Here is a 15,896-nt window from a genome sequence, read left to right as displayed (position 1 = left end):
ATTGATCAGACCCGGGAGGATATTTTCAAGGGCACAGGCGAAGAAGAGCAAAGCTACGACGTCTGGCTGCCGAGCCTGGGATTGCTCTATGAGATCACGGAGCCTTTTGTCGCCTACGGTAATGTGAGCCGTTCGTTTGCTCCACCTTCTTTCGGAGACTCCTTCAATCCGACGATTCAGAATTCCTCGGCATCGCTGGGAGCATCCAATTCATGGACGTATGAGATCGGTGTGCGTGGCAAGCCTGTCTCATGGCTGACCTCGGATGTTGGCATCTTTTACACGAATTTTCAAGACCAGGTCGTGGTGTCCTCCGGTACAGTCAGCAATTTCAACACCCGCACGTTTGGTCTGGAGACCAACTTTGAAATTGAGTTCTTCCAGCTGGTCAACGCCATTAAAGGTCGCGGCCTTTATGAGGGGGCCCACGAAGTGACTTTGCAACTTGGTGGCACCTTGGTGGATTCCAAAATCCAGGATGGCCCCTTCGATGGCAATGAAGTGCCCTATGTGGCTCGCACGGTCGGCATCTTTGGGATTCAGTATGATTACAAAGACCGTTTCAGCTTTGTCGTCCAGGGCCGCTACATCGGTGATCAGTTTGCCGATGCCGCCAATACTTTTGACGAAAACGCCATTGGCACCGTGGGCCAGCTCAATGCCTACACCACCCTCGACGTGAAGGCTCTTTGGAAGGTGAACGACCGTTTGTCTCTCAAGGCTGGCGTGAACAACCTCTTCGATGAAAGCTACGGAACACAGCGCCGTACCGGCTCTCAGCGCGGCATTTTCCCAGGCGTCTGCCGTACGGCCTATGTGGGTGCCACCTTGACCTTCTGATCCGAGGATAACAAAAAATGAAAAAGATACTTCAGATTGCTGCGGTTGCGGCTGCCATCTTCTCCGGGCCGGTCTCGGCGCATTACTTGTGGATTGAGGCCGCCGCTGATGGCCTTTCCGCCAAAATCTTCTTTGGAGAATACCAGGAAGATGTGCGTGAAATCAAAGGCGGCCGGCTGGATGAAATGATCCGGCGGGAAACCTTTGTAACGGGGACCCGAGGGGGCAAGGAATCAGTCGAAGCCCAAACAAACCAGGATCACTTCCTGGTTTCTGCCACCTCTCCAGTCAGTGGATTCCTCACCCAAAAGCTCGACTATGAGGTCAAGGACTGGCGGAAAAGCGGCATCGGCATCGTCAAGCCCATGTTTTATGCCCGCGCCTGGGTTCCGGGTTCGGCACTGCCCAAGCCAGAACTGAAACTGGACATCACGCCAGCAGATAAAGAGGGAAAAAGTGTGCTTGTGAGCTTCAACGGCCAACCTCTGGCGAAGGCGAAAGTCAATGTCCACGCTCCCAATTTGTGGTCTCGTGAACTGGAGACGAACCAGGACGGAACTCTTGCCATTCCCACCCCTTGGTCCGGGTCCTACGTCATTGAGGTGATTTATCTGGAAAAAGCTGCAGGAAGCTACCAATCCATCGAGTATGAGGCCCTGCGCCATCGCTCGACGTTTACGGTCGTGGCCAAGTGAAGCGCTGTCACGGAGGCCCTTCAGGCAATGTCCTCTAGCCGGTAAATAACCCCGGGGTTAGCAGGGTATCCTGTCAGGGCCTTCGATATTTGGGCATTGCTTTCAGTCTTTTCCGCCGGACAACTTTGGTTTCCATTTGAGGAGATCCAAAAATGACAGCCCTTTCATTTGTTTCCTCCATGACGGCTGGTGAAGAGTTGACGGCTATGCGACTTTTGATTGTCGAGGATGAACGCAAGACTGCCACCCTTCTGGAGTCCGCTTTGAGACAGGAAGGTTTTGAAGTCGTTTGGGTGCAAGATGGCGCTACCGGACTGAACGAGGCGGTCAAAGGTGGTTTTGATGCCTTGATTGTGGACGTCATGCTGCCAAAAATCGACGGCCTCAACCTTGTTCGCGCACTGCGTGCGCAGGAGAATAAAACGCCGATTCTCATGCTCTCTGCTCGTGGAGAGGTGGAGCAACGCGTGGAGGGGTTGGACGCAGGTGCTGACGATTATCTTGCCAAACCGTACGCCATGTCGGAACTGCTGGCCCGGCTACGTTCCTTGATGAGGAGAAACACCCCGCCCAAACCGAGTCTGCTGGCTCTGGCAGACCTGACGTTTGATACTGCGAGCCGGGAGGTCCGGCGTGCAGGGAAGCGCATCGATCTTTCCTCGCGGGAAAATCTCCTTCTGGAATGTCTTTTGCGTGCTGAGGGGCGTGTGGTGAGCCGTCGCGACATTATAGGCAGTGTTTGGGAGTATGATTTCGATCCAGGAACCAATCTTGTGGATGTCTATGTCCGTCGCCTGCGTGACAAGATTGACCGTGGACACATCCCCGCTCTGATTCAAACTGTGCGTGGTCTCGGCTATGCGCTACGCATCCAGCCATGACTCTTCGCCGCCGCATCTTGCTTTGTTATTCGGTGACGTTGGCCCTGTCCCTCTTCATCGTCGGTTTCTGGAGCTGGTTTGAATTTCAGGAGCTCTATGACGTTGTCATGAGCGGCGGAATCGACGGTGTCAAAAAAGAGAGTCCTTTGGTGGAGAGTATCGAGATCATCTTTTTCGGAGGGTTTCCAGCGGCCTTGGTCGGGATTTTTATTGGAACTCTCATGATCCGGCGGGCTCTGCGTCCCATCGAGGCATTGACAGAGGTGCTGGAGAAGACTGACACCTCAAATCTTTCAGAGTCGGTGCCTCGCAGTGGCAATGGGGACGAAATTGACCGCATGACGGCTGTTTTTAACAGTATGAAAAGCCGCCTGGGAGTGTCGTTTACACAAGCGCGCGAGTTCACCTTGCATGCCTCTCATGAATTGAAAACACCGCTGACCATCATGCACGGAACGATGGAGCAGATGCTGGGGGATGCCTCCACCCCGGTTCACCACCGTGAACGCATCACCTCCATGCTTGAAGAGGTTCAGCGACTTTCGGGCATTGTGGGACATTTGGCTTTCCTCGCCAAGGCGGATGCAGGTCTGCTGACCATCGCCCATGAGACCGTGGCCTTTGATGCGCTGGTGCAGGATCTTACGGAAGATGCGATGACGCTGGCCATGGCTTCGGACATTGCGGTCACCCTTCTCAGGTGCGACCCAGTGGTGCTACGTGGGGACCGGATGCGTCTCCGTCAATTGCTGCTCAATCTTGCGGACAATGCAGTGAAGCATAACCACAAGGGCGGTGCTATCACGCTCTCATTGGAGTCTCAAAAGGATCAGGCTGTCTTCCAGATCGTGAATACCGGTTTGCTGCTGCCTCCAGAACTCCAGGAGCGGGTCTTCGAACGTTTCTTCAGGGGCGATGCTGCGCATGGAACCGATGTGGAGGGCAGCGGGCTTGGCTTAAGCATCGCTTATTCAATTGTTCAGGCCCATGGAGGAACTTTGGTCATGGACTCCACGCCCGATGGACGTACCTGCATGTTGTTACGGCTGCCTTCTGCCTGAGCCATTGTATGGAACGTTGGAAGCTTGATGCGATTGCCGCCATTTTTGCTGGGCTGCCAAGGGGAGCTTCTGATCCCGGCCGCAGACAGAATATGAACGATATTTCATCGTCTTTTCAGATCACCCGGCAGACTAGTGTGTTAGGTAGGGTTTCGTTGTTTCCGATTTTTTTGGTCATGAAAAATCTCGTTCTGAAGATCATCCTGCCTTTTCTCCTGGGTTCTTGCGTGAGCTATCAAGCTCGGCCTTTGTCTCCAGACACAGGCGACGCAGATTTTGTCGGACGTTCCTTGAATGATGCCGGGCTGCGGAGTTTCCTGCAGGAGCAGAAAGCAGGGCAGGGCTCTTGGAATGTGGATTCTCTGGCCCTCGCCGCAGTCTATTACAATCCCGATGTTGCGCTGGCCCGTGCGGAGGCTGACGAGGCTGCTGCGGCCATCCAAACGGCAGCCCAGAGACCGAACCCATCCCTCACGCTTGGCTCGCAGTTCGCCAGCAGCATGGTGGGGGTGACTCCTTGGTTTGCTGCCCAGAGCATTGCCATCCCTATTGAAACTGCGGGCAAGCGCAGCCGCCGGACGGAGCAGGCTCTGGCCATGGCGGAAGCCGCCCGGTGGAGGGTTGCTTCGCGTGCCTGGATGGCACGATCACGGGTGCGTGCAGCGATGCTGGAATTGCACAGCGCACGTGAAAACATCCGTCTGCTGGAGACCGAACAGAAGCTTCACAATGAAGCCATCAACAAGCTCACCGCGCAGATGGAGGCGGGCGATGTGTCGCCTTTTGAACTGACTCAGGCAAGACTCTCCCTGAACCGCACGCGATTAAACCTGCAGGATTCCCAACGTCTCGCCGCCACGGGGGAGGCAAAGCTCGCAGTTGCCGTAGGACTACCTTTGAATGAGATCCGTGCGGCAATTTTGGATTTCACCCATTTTAAAAAGTTGCCGAATATGGACGTCACTACGGGTCGTCGTCGTGCATTGACTCAGCGGGCCGATCTCCTGGCGCTCTTGTCTGACTACGCCGCTTCAGAGTCCGCTCTCCGGTTGGAAATTGCCCGCCAGTATCCAGACTTGCGCGTCACTCCAGGTTATGACTACAACCAAGGGCAGAACCGTTGGCAGATAGGTCTGAATGTGGACCTGCCGCTCAACCGCAACCGCGGCCCTATCGCCCAGGCGGAAGCCAGACGTAAGACGGCTGAAGTGAAGTTCCTCGCTCAGCAGCGGATGATCCAGGGCGAGCTAGATATCGCATTGGCTGCCTATCAGGCCTCGCGTGCCAAGGTCCGTACAGCAGCCACCTTGGCCCAAGAAGCGTCTGCAGCGGCAGGAACGACCGACCGAATGGTGGAAGTTGGTGAGGTTTCTGCCCTCGAAAGGACGCGGCGCCAGCTTGAAGCCAGCAACGCCAACCTCGCCCTTATGGCCGCCACGCTTGAGTCACAAGCTGCAGCTGGTGCTCTAGAAGATGCCATGCAGTCTCCTCTCCGTTAACCTCCTTTATGTTATGAAGGTTCCAGTTCTTCTCAGCCTCTTGTTTCTTGCGATGCGCCTACATGCCGCTGACGCCAGCGGTGCCCCTGCCGCCGTCACCAAAGAAAATGATCTCGTCATAGTGACCCTAAAACCGGAGGCGGAGCAAAGATTGAGGTTAAAAACGGCATCGGTAGAAAAGCGCACCCTTGCTGCCGTGCGCCTATTTTCAGGCGAAGTGGTGATGCCTCTTGCTTCGTCAAACCAGCCGGTGGCCCCGGTTCTGGGAGGAACGCTGGACGAGGTCTTGCGCCTCGCGGATCTTCAAGCTGCGGCGGATGGACGAATCCTTCAGGCAAAGGTTCAGCTGGATGCGGCCAGGATTGCGTTGGAGCGTGCTCAAAAGGTTTTGAATGCGGAAGCTGGCAGTGTGCGTTCAGTGGATGAAGCCAAGTCAGCCTTGGCCCTGGCGGAAGCAGCCTTGGTCACGGCACACGCTCAGCGTGGCATTCTCGGCTCTGCGGTAGGCAAGGATTCCGGGCCCCGGCGTCTATGGGTGCGTGTGGCGGTCTACAGTGGGGAAGCCTCTCTCTTGGATGCTGCTAGTAGCGCCAGCCTGCATTCTCTGGCTTCGCCGCTGCAGCGCCACACGGCCACACCCATCGTGGGGCCGGCCACCGCGAATGCACAGACCAATACGCTGGATTGGTATTATGAGTTTCCCGCGGATCTCAAGCTGCGCGCTGGGGAACGTGTCGCTGTCGAGATTCCTACGGTGGAAAGTAAAATAGAAAGCCTTGTTCTGCCTTTCAATGCGGTGCTCCATGACATCCATGGGGGGCAGTGGGTGTATGAGAAAATGGAAGGCCACCGGTACACGCGCAGACGAGTCCAGGTGGCACGACTGGCTGGTAATGATGCCGTTTTGAGCAGTGGTCCCCCTGTCGGCTCCCAGGTGGTCACAGACGGGGCTGCAGAACTCTTCGGCACCGAGTTTATGACAGGCAAATAACCTTTGTTATCCAACCATGCTGAACTCCATTGTCTCTTGGGCACTGAACATGCGCGTGCTTGTCGTAGCGGCGGCGCTGACCCTGATGTTGGTAGGTATCAATGCCACCAAAAACGCACCTCTGGATGTGTTTCCAGAATTCGCTCCGCCTTTGGTTGAAGTGCAGACGGAAGCACCGGGTCTTTCCACGGAAGAAGTGGACGGCTTGGTCACGGTGCCCCTGGAAAACTCCCTGAATGGCCTGCCATTTTTAAAAACGATCCGTTCAAAATCTGTTCTTGGCCTCTCTTCGGTGGTCATGATCTTCGATGCTGGCACGGATATTCTGGAGGCCCGTCAAATGGTGCAGGAGCGGTTGAATCTTGCTCAAAACCGCCTTCCTGCGGTCGTGAAACCGCCGGTGCTTATGGCTCCTTATTCATCGCTGAGTCGAGTATTGAAGGTAGGACTCACTTCAAAAACATTGGATCAGATGGAGCTCAGCGAGCTCTCCAGATGGACCATCCGCCCCCGCCTCATGTCGGTGAAGGGCGTCGCCAATGTGGCTATCTGGGGGCAGCGTGACAAACAGTTTCAGGTCCTTGTTGATCCTCAGCGTCTCCGCGCTGCTGGAGTTACCCTGGATGCGGTGACACGGGCAGCCGCAGATGCCGCTGTAATCACACCAGGAGGTTTTGTGGATACGCCAAACCTGCGTCTGAGTGTTACCCAACTGTCGCTTATCACCACACCCGACGAATTGGCTCGTACGGTCGTCGAATTCCGCAATGGGGCTCCCATTCGCCTGGGAGATGTGGCGGAAGTGAAAATAGGCAACCCTGCTCCGATTGGTGATGCTGTCATTAACGATGGATCGGGCATCCTGCTCATCGTGGAAAAACAGCCGTGGGGTAACACTTTGGACGTGACCGAAGGCGTGGAAAAGGCGCTTAATGAGATGAAGCCTGCCCTGCCCGGTGTTGTCATCGACAGCGCCATCTTTCGGCCTGCCACCTTCATCCAGTTGTCCATTGACCACCTGACAGAAGCTTTATGGCTTGGGTGTCTGCTCGTTGTTATCGTCCTGGCACTGTTTCTTGGTGATTGGCGCACCACCATCATCAGCATCACGGCCATTCCTCTTTCTCTTGCCATTGCGCTCATCCTTCTGCGCTGGCGGGGGGAGACGATCAACACCATGATCCTGGCCGGACTCATCATCGCATTGGGTGAGGTGGTGGATGATGCCATCATCGATGTTGAAAACATTTTGAGGCGTCTTCGCCAAAACCAACAGCTGGTCAACCCTTTGCCCAGGCTCAAGGTCGTGCTCGATGCCTCCATCGAAGTCCGCAGTGCCGTGGTCTATGCCAGCGTGATCATCGTGCTGGTCTTTGTCCCGGTTTTTTTCCTGCCTGGTCTGGCGGGCACCTTTTTCAGACCCCTCGCGCTCTCCTACATATTGGCCATCACCGCCTCGCTGGCAGTCGCTTTGACGCTGACCCCGGCCTTGAGCTTGATGCTTCTTAAAGTGAGGAACAATGATCACAGGGATCCCTGGCTTACCCGCAGCTTGAAGAGGGGGTACCGAGTCCTCCTGCCTGCTTTTTCACGGCGGCCTTTCATCGCCGTGTCACTTCTGGCCCTAGCCTTTGTCGGCTCGGGATGGGTTTGGCATACGCAACTGAAAGAAGAATTTTTGCCTAACTTTAAAGAGCGTGATTTCCTCATGCATTGGTTGGAAAAACCAAATACCTCGGTGGAGGCCAGCACTCGTATCACCAAAGCTGCCGCCACGGATCTTCTAGCCGTGCCTGGGGTGCTCAATCACGGAGCCCACATCGGACGTGCCGAAGTGGCGGACGAGGTCGTGGGGCCTGATTTCACCGAGCTGTGGATCAGTTTGGATCCTGCCGCCGATTACGACACCACCATCCAGAAAGTGCAGTCCGTGGTGGATGGTTATCCAGGCTTGACCAGGGATCTGCTCACCTTCTTGCGTGAGCGTATCAAGGAGGTGCTTACAGGGGCCAGCGCGAGCATTGTTGTCCGTATTTTCGGGCCTGACTTGGATCAGCTGCGAAGCCACGCTACCGAAGTTTCAGACCTGCTCAAAGAGGTCCCCGGCGTTAGCGCCCTCAAGATCGAAGCTCAGACCCTTGTCCCCCAGGTCACCATAAAACTGCGGCCTGAGTCAGCCGCACTGCATGGTCTGACTGCCGGACAAGTCCGGACAGCGGTCAGCACGCTCATCAGTGGCCGCAAAGTCGGCGAAGTTTACCAGGACCAACGGGTGCATGATGTCGCTGTCTGGAGTGTGCCCACAGTTCGGGCCGACTACACCACCCTCCGTGAACTGCTTCTTGAAACTCCATCCGGAGGTCATGTGAAGCTCGCCGACATTGCCGATCTCGCCATTGTGCCAACTCCCAATGGGATCAAAAGAGAAGGGGCCTCCCGCCGCATTGATGTCACGTGCAATGTTACTGGACGCGCGCTCGGTGAAGTGGCCCGTGACATCGAACAGAAGGTGCATGGAATGGCGTTTGCTGCAGGCTACCATCCTGAAATTTTAGGGGAATGGGCCGAACGGCAAGCTGCCCAAAGCCGCCTGGCTTGGCTCTCCCTGGCATCTTTTGCGGGCATCCTGGTTCTCCTCCTGGCGGACTTCCAGTCTCCGCGTCTGGTGGTTCTCATCAGTCTGACTCTGCCCTTTGCCCTCATCGGTGGCGTGCTGGCCGTTTGGTTGAGCGGGGGCATTCTCTCTCTTGGTTCCCTGGTAGGTTTTGTCACCGTTCTTGGTATTGCTGCTCGCAACGGCATCCTGCTCGTCAGCCACTACCGGCACCTGGAACAGGAGGAGAAACACCCCTTTGGCATGGATTTGATTTTGAAGGGTTCTGAAGAACGCCTCATCCCCATCCTCATGACTGCCTCCACTGCCGCCCTGGCCCTGCTTCCGCTCGTGCTTAAAGGGGATGTTCCTGGCAACGAAATCGAACGTCCCATGGCCCTCGTGATCCTTGGCGGTCTAATCACTTCCACTTTGCTCAATTTGTTTTTCCTGCCGGCTCTTTACGCTAAATTTGGCAAGAAAAAGATCCCCTATTGGAAACAACTTTGGATGTTAGGCAAAGACCATTGGGGTTAGAGCGTGTTATGAACGTTTGAAAAGAGAATTCCTCGGGATCCTTTCTAATGAACGTACGCGCCAACAAATAGCCTTGACCGTCCAAGCTATACGCGAAAACGAATTGTAACCAGCTTCTCGGCTATGAAAACCCCGTGTGTTCAAGGGCCCTACCCGGTCTTTATCCCCTGTGCCGAAGCCGCGAAGGAGGATAGAGAAGGGACAGAACCGCATGGTTGGGAAAGGGCTAAGTTCGCCTACGTCTGCTCAACGCCCAAACGCCTTGCCCGCCACGGAGCGATGTCCTGGTTAACCGGCCTTTTGCCTGAGAGCGTGTGGACGCGGTAAGGGAAATCGGCTACGACTCCAGTGAGAGATGCGACTGATTGCACGGTGTGAGTAGCCATCGTGAAGTTGCAATTTTTGCGCAGTCAAGGCTTGCTCCGGCGAAGGCCATATGAAACCCCGTGCATGAAGAGCCTCTCCCTCCACCAGCCCTTCTTCAATTTTCTCTGCGGGGGGAGGGGAGAAATGGGCGGCCTACACAGTGTTGAAGTATCTTAAAACACAGAGAAGCATTTGATTTCTGCTTGGAATCACCGCCGCTCAAATCCCTGCCAGTGTGGCTTTTATGGGGACACTCGGCGCGACTGCCGGTGCAGTTCGGTGATGGTGCAGAAGTATCGCCAGCGCATCAGCGGCCCGCTTTTGGACCGCATTGATCTGCATGTGGAGGTGCCCATTGTGGACTTCAAGGCGCTCACCAGCACCCAGCCTGGGGAGTCTTCGGAAAGCATTCGCAGCCGGGTGGAAAAGGCCCGTGCCATCCAGGCCGCACGGTTCAAAGGGTTGAAGGGCATCCACACCAACAGCGCGATGACCCCGCGCCTGATCAAGAAGCACTGCGAGCTGGATCCTGAATGCAGCGGCCTCATGGAACACGCCATGGGCCAGATGAATTTCAGCGCCCGTGCCCATGATCGCATCCTGAAGGTGGCCCGTACCTTGGCCGACTTGAAAGAGGCCGACAAGATCGACGCGGACAGCATCCTGGAAGCCGTGAACTACCGCACCCTGGACAGGAATCTGTGGAGCTGAATGGGTCTTCAATCAGTGGCCCGTTTCGAAATGAATACGGCCAGGGAGCGTGAGGACACGGGAAAGCGCAGGGCCTTGCGGGCGCGCTTGTCCGGTTTCAGGGGTCCGGTGGTCAGGCGCAGATGCCAGGGGCCTTCATCCGGCGCTGGCATGGTGAAGTGGACATCCTCATAGTGCGCATTGATGAGGACAAAGACGGAGTCGCTGGTGCGGGGCTGGTGGTCGCGGCCGATTTCGCGCAGTGCCCTGCCAGGCAGCCACATGCCAAAACAGCGGGTGAAGCCTGCATCCCAGTCGTCGTCGCTCATCTCCCGCCCCTCAGGATTCCACCAGATGACGTCTTTGGGCTGACCTTCTTCAAGTGCTTGGCCGGTGAGAAAGTTCTTCCGCGACAGCACGGGTTGCTCCTGCCGGAGGGCGATGAGTTCGCGCGTAAAAGTCGCCATCTCTTCGGCGGTGGAGTCCAGCTCCCAGGACAGCCAGGAGATGTCGTTGTCCTGGCAGTAGGCGTTGTTGTTGCCCTGCTGGGTGTGCCAGCGTTCGTCGCCAGCCAGCATCATCGGCACGCCTTGGGAGAGGAAGAGGGTGGCCATCAGATTCTTAGCCTGGCGCAGGCGCAGGCTCTGGATGTTGGCGTCGTCGGTCTCACCCTCATGACCGCAGTTCCAGCTTTCGTTGTCGTTGGCCCCGTCGCGGCTTTCCTCCAGGTTGGCTTCGTTGTGCTTGTCGTTGTAGCTCACCAGGTCGCGCAGGCAGAAGCCGTCGTGGGCGGTGATGAAGTTGACGCTGGCATGGGGGCCGCGGCCGCTGTGGTTGTAGAGATCCGCGCTGCCGCTCAGCCGCTTGGACAGTTCATTGGCGCGGTCATTGCCCTTCCAGCAGCGGCGCACCTCATCGCGGTAGCGGCCATTCCACTCCGCCCAGCCGGTTGGGAAGTTCCCCACCTGATAGCCGCCCATGCCGATGTCCCAGGGCTCGGCGATGAGTTTGACGGTCGAGAGCACCGGGTCCTGGCCGATGGCATCAAAAAAGGAGCTCAGCTTGTTCCAGCCAAAAAGCTCACGTGCGAGGGCGCTGGCGAGGTCAAAACGGAAGCCGTCCACATGCATTTCTGTGACCCAGTAGCGCAGGCTATCCATCAGCAGGCGCAGGCCGGAGGGGTTCTCCATCGTCAGGGTGTTGCCACAGCCGGTGAAGTCTTCGTAGTAGCGCGGGTGCTCTTGGGAGAGACGATAGTAGGAAGCATTGTCAATGCCACGAAAGGAGAGGGTGGGCCCGCGTTCGCTGCTTTCGGCCGTGTGGTTGTAAACCACGTCGAGGATGACCTCGATTCCGGCTTCGTGCAGACGTTTCACCATGCCCTTGAATTCGCGCATGGCCGCGTGCGGATCCTGGGTGGAGGCGTAGGAGGGTTCAAAGGCGAAATAGGACAGCGTGTTGTATCCCCAATAGTTCGTTAGGCCGCGCGCCTGTAGGAAGGAGTCGTCCAGGTGATGGTGGATGGGCAGCAGCTCCACGGCGGTCACGCCCAGCTTGCGCAGGTAATCCATGGCTTCGTCGGAGGCCAGCCCGGCATAAGTGCCGCGCAGATGCTCTGGGAGACTGTTGAGCTTTTGGGTGAAGCCCTTGACGTGCAGCTCGTAAATGATGGTGCGGTGCCACGGGGTCTCTGGAGAAGCGTCGCCCTCCCAGTCGAAGGTGGAGTCGATTACCATGCCCAGCGGTGCGTGGGTGGCTGAGTCCTGTTCATTGAAGGACAGGTCTTGGGAGTCATCTTCCAAGTCATAGCCAAAGAGGCAGGGATCCCAGGCCTTCAACGGACGGCCAATGGCCTTGGCATAAGGGTCCAGTAGCAGTTTGTGGGGGTTGAACCGGTGACCTTTCTCAGGCTCATAGGGGCCGTGTACGCGATAGCCGTAAAGTTGCCCGGGGGCGAGTCCGGGGACAAAGCCATGCCAGATCTGGTTGGTACACTCCGGCAGCTCGATCCGGGTTTCCTGTCCCCCCTCGGCTGAATCGAAAAGACATAGTTCGACTTTTTGAGCATGAGCAGAGAAGAGGGCGAAATTGACCCCTCCATTCTTGAAGGTGGCCCCCAGGGGGTAGGGAGTGCCGTGGCCGAGGGCGGGAAGCGAATTCATCGCCGTTTCTTCGTTTCCAGCATTTTGGGCGGATGTGGAGGCACGGTTTTTTTGTTTTTTACCCAGGGTTTTTTAGCCCTGGGGAAATTTCCCAACTTTTGTAAGGTCGCCAAAAGGCCGAAATCCGATAGGTTCACGAACTTTCTTCTCCCCCCTGCATGAACACCCCTTCCTATCCCTGGTGCCAGATGGAGCCGCTTCTGGAAGCTCTCCGTGAGACCAGCCGATGACTGAACGAAGTGTTTCGCGCCCCATGGCTTTTCTACACCTGCTCAAAACTCAGACGGCCGAAGTTCATGCTGCGCTGGAAACGCAGTTGGACATCGTGCGTCATTTTGAATCCCGGACCAGCTACCTGAAGCTGCTGGAAGGCTTTTTCACGCTTTATGAGCCGCTGGAACAGCGCCTCGCCACAGCCATGGACTGGTCGGCTGAGGGTTGGGACTATGAGGGGAGGCGAAAGACCCCTTGGCTGGTGGAGGACCTGGCTGCCCTCGGCCTGGTGCCGCAGGATGTCGCCGCGCTTTCCCGTTGTGTGGACCTCCCAGACATTCACTGCCCCGCCGCTGCCGTCGGTTGCCTGTATGTGCTGGAGGGATCCACCCTCGGTGGTCAGGTGATCACCCGCCTGTTAGGCCAGCATCTGGACATTCCGCCCGATCAAGGCGGCAGTTTCTTTGCTGGTTACGGTCCGGAGACCGTGGGGCGCTGGCGCGAATTTGGCACTTGGGCGGAGGCTTGGTCCACCCGCCATCCTCAGGATCATCCCGCAGCGGTGCAGGCTGCGCGGCAAACGTTTGATGTCTTTGCACGCTGGCTTCCTTCATAGATTCCTATGTCCGACCAAGTTGACCTGACCAACTGCGACCGCGAGCCCATCCACATCCCGGGTTCGATCCAGCCCCATGCCCTCATTCTGGTGCTGGAGGAGCCTTCGCTGCGGGTCTTGCAGGTAAGCGCCAACGTCCCAGAACGTTTTGGTCTGTCTTTGGAGGAGATCCTGAATGGATCCCTGCACTCGCTTATCGCCGAGGCGGATCTGGCCTACTTGCAGAAGCATGTTTTGGGCAAGCAGCTAGAGGCAGCACCGCATTACCTGCCGCCCCTGAAAATCATCCCCAGCGGACTCGTTTTTGAAGCTCTGGTGCACAGGTACCAGGGCGTGCTGATCTTGGAACTGGAGCTGTGGCCGGACCAAGGCTCGATGGTGCATGAAGAGGTCTATGTCTCGCTAAAGCACACGCTCAATCAGCTTCAGGGCACCAGCTCCGTGGTGGAGTTCTGCCAGCGGGCGTCCGAGCATGTGAGACAGTTCACAGGGTTTGACCGCATCATGGTGTACCGCTTTGCCGACGATGCCTCCGGTCACGTCATCGCCGAATCGAAGCGTGAGGATCTGGGGTCCTACTTGGGGCTGCATTATCCCGCTTCAGACATTCCCAAGCAGGCACGGGCCCTATTTGTGAAGTCCCAGCTCCGGCTGAATCCCGATGTCAGGTATCAGCCCGTGGGCTTGGTCCCTGCCCTGCGGCCAGATACAGGTGCCCCGCTGGACATGAGCTACTGCGTCAGCCGCTCCATGTCCCCCATTCACGCAGAGTATTTGCAAAACATGGGCGTGGGGGCCTCCATGTCCATTTCCATTGTCATTGCGGATGAGCTGTGGGGCCTGTTCGCCTGCCACCATTACTCGCCGCGTTACGTTTCCCACACCACCCGCATGGCCTGCGAGTTCCTGGCCCACATGCTCTCGCTCCAGGTCAGCAACAAGGAAAGAGATGAGCAGCATGAGTACAAGCTGCGGCTGCACCGGGAGCATCGTGTGCTCGCCGATGCGATGGCCATGCAGGCGGAATTTCATCCCGTGCTGATCCAGAGTCCCGGCCACACCTTCGCTGGGATTGAGGCGGGCGGTGCTGCGCTGCTGCTCAATGACACGGTGTACTTGCGGGGCGATACGCCGGATGAAAAGGACGTCCATGCTCTAGCATTGCTGCTGGCGGAGAAGGTGGAGCCGGCCGTCTGGTCCACCGACCATGTAGCCAAGCACTTTCCCGGCTGGGCAGGCCAGGCTTCAGTGGCCAGCGGGGTGCTGGCCGCGCGTCTTTCCCGGCAGGCACCGGCTTACCTCCTCTGGTTCAGGCCTGAGGAAAAGCAGACCATGAACTGGGCGGGCGATCCGACCAAAGCTGTGGAAACCGGCCCGCATGGCGATCGCCTTACCCCGCGAAAATCCTTTGAGCTCTGGGAGGAGGAGGTGCGGGGGAAATCCAGGCCCTGGCTGGCCTGCGAAACCGATGCCGCCCGCATCCTGCGGCAGACAATCTTGGAAACGGAGGTGCGTCGGGCCGAACAGTTGGTGCGGCTGAACTCCGAACTGGATGAGCGCAACCGCCAGCTCGACTCCTTCGCCTACGTTGCCTCACATGATTTGAAGGAACCCTTGCGTGGCATCAGCAACTATTCCAATTTTCTTCTTGAGGACTTTGCCGACCAGTTGGATGAGCAGGGCATCAGCTACCTGCGCACGATGATGCGGCTCACAGAGCGCATGGAGACCCTGCTGGACTCCCTGCTTTACTATTCCAGGCTCTCCCGTGGAGAGATCCACGGTCGGCGGGTGGATATGAACACCATCGTCCAGGATGCTCAGGACATGCTCATCGCCCGAATTCAGGAAAGCGGAGCGCGCATCACCGTGCCACGGCCTCTGCCTGAAGTGAATGGCGATGCGGACCGCCTCAGCGAGGTGATGTCCAACCTCATCAGCAATGCCATCAAGTACAATGACAAGCCGCAGTCCGAGATTGAGATCGGCTGGCAGGCGGGGGAATTGGACAGCCCGCCAGTTTTTTACGTCAGGGACAATGGCATCGGCATCGCCGAGGAGCATCGGCAGCTCGTTTTCCAAATCTTCAAACGACTCCACGGTCGTGAGGAGTATGGTGGTGGTGTCGGAGCAGGCCTGACGATTGTTCAAAAAATCATCGAAAGGCACGGCGGCCGCATCTGGCTTGAATCCAAATCTGGCAGTGGAACCACCTTCTATTTCACCCTTGAACAGGACCCCAACGTGCCATGAGCGAATCCCCCCATCCATCTTTCCTCATCGTTGAGGACAGCGATGAAGATTATGCGGCCTTGGAGCGCATCGTCAGGCGTGCTCGCCCGGAGATCACGGTGAAGATGCAGCGTTGTGCCAGTGCAGAGCAGGTGCTTGCCCTCCTCAATGCCCCGCTGTTGCCGCAAAAGCCGCTTCCAGAACTGCCGGCTCTCATCGTTCTGGACCTAAACCTGCCCGGCCTCAACGGCAAAGAGGTGCTGCGCGCCGTGCGGCAACACCCCCGGATGAAGCGCACGCCGGTGGTCATCTTTTCCACCTCCAGCAGCCCGCATGACATCGAGTGGTGCTATGAGCACGGGGCCAATTCCTACCACGTGAAACAGACGGACTACGCGGCCTTCAAGCGGGCTGTCGAGCTGCTGGTGGACTATTGGGTGGAGGCCGTACGCCTGCCTTCCCCCGTCCGTACTGGCACGGTTCTGGAAAAGCCGGACGAAGCCGTCTCCTTAGTCTGACC

At 57.3% G+C, this 15,896-nt stretch carries 12 protein-coding genes; 11 read left to right on the top strand and 1 reads right to left on the bottom strand.

Annotation, left to right across the window (positions count from 1 at the left end; translation table 11 throughout):
• The 8 genes from ABEB25_RS13900 to ABEB25_RS13865 all read left to right on the top strand — a co-directional run bounded on the left by ABEB25_RS13900 (position 1) and on the right by ABEB25_RS13865 (position 10,174).
• Complete coding sequence (locus ABEB25_RS13900; RefSeq protein ID WP_345737167.1) at positions 1-840, top strand: TonB-dependent receptor domain-containing protein; 840 nt, start codon at positions 1-3, stop codon at positions 838-840.
• Positions 841-857: 17 nt separating this feature from the next.
• Positions 858-1,535 (top strand): hypothetical protein, encoded by a 678-nt coding sequence (locus tag ABEB25_RS13895; RefSeq protein ID WP_345737017.1) that lies wholly within the window; start codon positions 858-860, stop codon positions 1,533-1,535.
• A gap of 152 nt (positions 1,536-1,687) precedes the next feature.
• Positions 1,688-2,416 carry a response regulator transcription factor gene (locus tag ABEB25_RS13890; RefSeq protein WP_345737016.1) on the top strand — a complete coding sequence of 243 codons (729 nt, stop codon included), beginning with the start codon at positions 1,688-1,690 and terminating at the stop codon, positions 2,414-2,416.
• The gene (locus ABEB25_RS13885; RefSeq protein WP_345737015.1) at positions 2,413-3,477 is read left to right on the top strand and encodes a HAMP domain-containing sensor histidine kinase; all 1,065 of its coding nucleotides are present in this window, start codon (positions 2,413-2,415) and stop codon (positions 3,475-3,477) included. The genes ABEB25_RS13890 and ABEB25_RS13885 overlap by 4 nt, the downstream gene beginning before the upstream one ends.
• 176 nt (positions 3,478-3,653) lie before the next feature.
• A complete protein-coding gene (locus tag ABEB25_RS13880; RefSeq protein ID WP_345737014.1) occupies positions 3,654-4,976 on the top strand; it encodes a TolC family protein in 1,323 nt (440 codons plus the stop codon).
• 13 nt (positions 4,977-4,989) lie between these two features.
• Complete coding sequence (locus ABEB25_RS13875) at positions 4,990-5,967, top strand: efflux RND transporter periplasmic adaptor subunit (protein WP_345737013.1); 978 nt, start codon at positions 4,990-4,992, stop codon at positions 5,965-5,967.
• Between the two features lie 16 nt (positions 5,968-5,983).
• Positions 5,984-9,097, top strand: a complete 3,114-nt coding sequence (locus tag ABEB25_RS13870) for an efflux RND transporter permease subunit (RefSeq protein ID WP_345737012.1) — start codon at positions 5,984-5,986, stop codon at positions 9,095-9,097.
• 558 nt (positions 9,098-9,655) lie between these two features.
• Positions 9,656-10,174 carry a magnesium chelatase subunit ChlI family protein gene (locus tag ABEB25_RS13865; protein ID WP_345737011.1) on the top strand — a complete coding sequence of 173 codons (519 nt, stop codon included), beginning with the start codon at positions 9,656-9,658 and terminating at the stop codon, positions 10,172-10,174.
• A gap of 8 nt (positions 10,175-10,182) precedes the next feature.
• On the opposite strand, the gene glgX is transcribed toward ABEB25_RS13865, so the two are convergent.
• Positions 10,183-12,315, bottom strand: a complete 2,133-nt coding sequence (gene glgX / locus ABEB25_RS13860; protein ID WP_345737010.1) for a glycogen debranching protein GlgX — start codon at positions 12,313-12,315, stop codon at positions 10,183-10,185.
• Positions 12,316-12,568: 253 nt separating this feature from the next.
• Here glgX and ABEB25_RS13855 point away from each other — a divergent pair, with 253 nt between their 5' ends.
• The 3 genes from ABEB25_RS13855 to ABEB25_RS13845 are packed head-to-tail and all read left to right on the top strand — an operon-like array spanning position 12,569 to position 15,894.
• A complete protein-coding gene (locus ABEB25_RS13855) occupies positions 12,569-13,144 on the top strand; it encodes a biliverdin-producing heme oxygenase (RefSeq protein WP_345737009.1) in 576 nt (191 codons plus the stop codon).
• Positions 13,145-13,150: 6 nt separating this feature from the next.
• Positions 13,151-15,397 (top strand): ATP-binding protein, encoded by a 2,247-nt coding sequence (locus ABEB25_RS13850; protein ID WP_345737008.1) that lies wholly within the window; start codon positions 13,151-13,153, stop codon positions 15,395-15,397.
• Positions 15,394-15,894: a response regulator gene (locus ABEB25_RS13845; RefSeq protein ID WP_345737007.1), complete on the top strand. Its 501-nt coding sequence runs from the start codon at positions 15,394-15,396 to the stop codon at positions 15,892-15,894. Before ABEB25_RS13850 ends, ABEB25_RS13845 begins: the two co-directional genes overlap by 4 nt.
• Positions 15,895-15,896 lie beyond the last annotated feature (2 nt).

This window comes from Prosthecobacter algae, from assembly GCF_039542385.1.
GTDB classification, from domain to species: domain Bacteria; phylum Verrucomicrobiota; class Verrucomicrobiia; order Verrucomicrobiales; family Verrucomicrobiaceae; genus Prosthecobacter; species Prosthecobacter algae.
The sequence above is the reverse complement of the archived record's forward strand: the minus strand, read 5'-3'. Positions and strand labels throughout refer to the sequence as shown.

Coding starts and splice junctions, on each gene's coding strand:
- ABEB25_RS13895 (WP_345737017.1), top strand. CDS start 858: ATGAAAAAGATACTTCAGATTGCTGCGGTTGCGGCTGCCATCTTCTCC.
- ABEB25_RS13890 (WP_345737016.1), top strand. CDS start 1,688: ATGACAGCCCTTTCATTTGTTTCCTCCATGACGGCTGGTGAAGAGTTG.
- ABEB25_RS13885 (WP_345737015.1), top strand. CDS start 2,413: ATGACTCTTCGCCGCCGCATCTTGCTTTGTTATTCGGTGACGTTGGCC.
- ABEB25_RS13880 (WP_345737014.1), top strand. CDS start 3,654: ATGAAAAATCTCGTTCTGAAGATCATCCTGCCTTTTCTCCTGGGTTCT.
- ABEB25_RS13875 (WP_345737013.1), top strand. CDS start 4,990: ATGAAGGTTCCAGTTCTTCTCAGCCTCTTGTTTCTTGCGATGCGCCTA.
- ABEB25_RS13870 (WP_345737012.1), top strand. CDS start 5,984: ATGCTGAACTCCATTGTCTCTTGGGCACTGAACATGCGCGTGCTTGTC.
- glgX (WP_345737010.1), bottom strand. CDS start 12,315: ATGAATTCGCTTCCCGCCCTCGGCCACGGCACTCCCTACCCCCTGGGG.
- ABEB25_RS13855 (WP_345737009.1), top strand. CDS start 12,569: ATGGCTTTTCTACACCTGCTCAAAACTCAGACGGCCGAAGTTCATGCT.
- ABEB25_RS13850 (WP_345737008.1), top strand. CDS start 13,151: ATGTCCGACCAAGTTGACCTGACCAACTGCGACCGCGAGCCCATCCAC.
- ABEB25_RS13845 (WP_345737007.1), top strand. CDS start 15,394: ATGAGCGAATCCCCCCATCCATCTTTCCTCATCGTTGAGGACAGCGAT.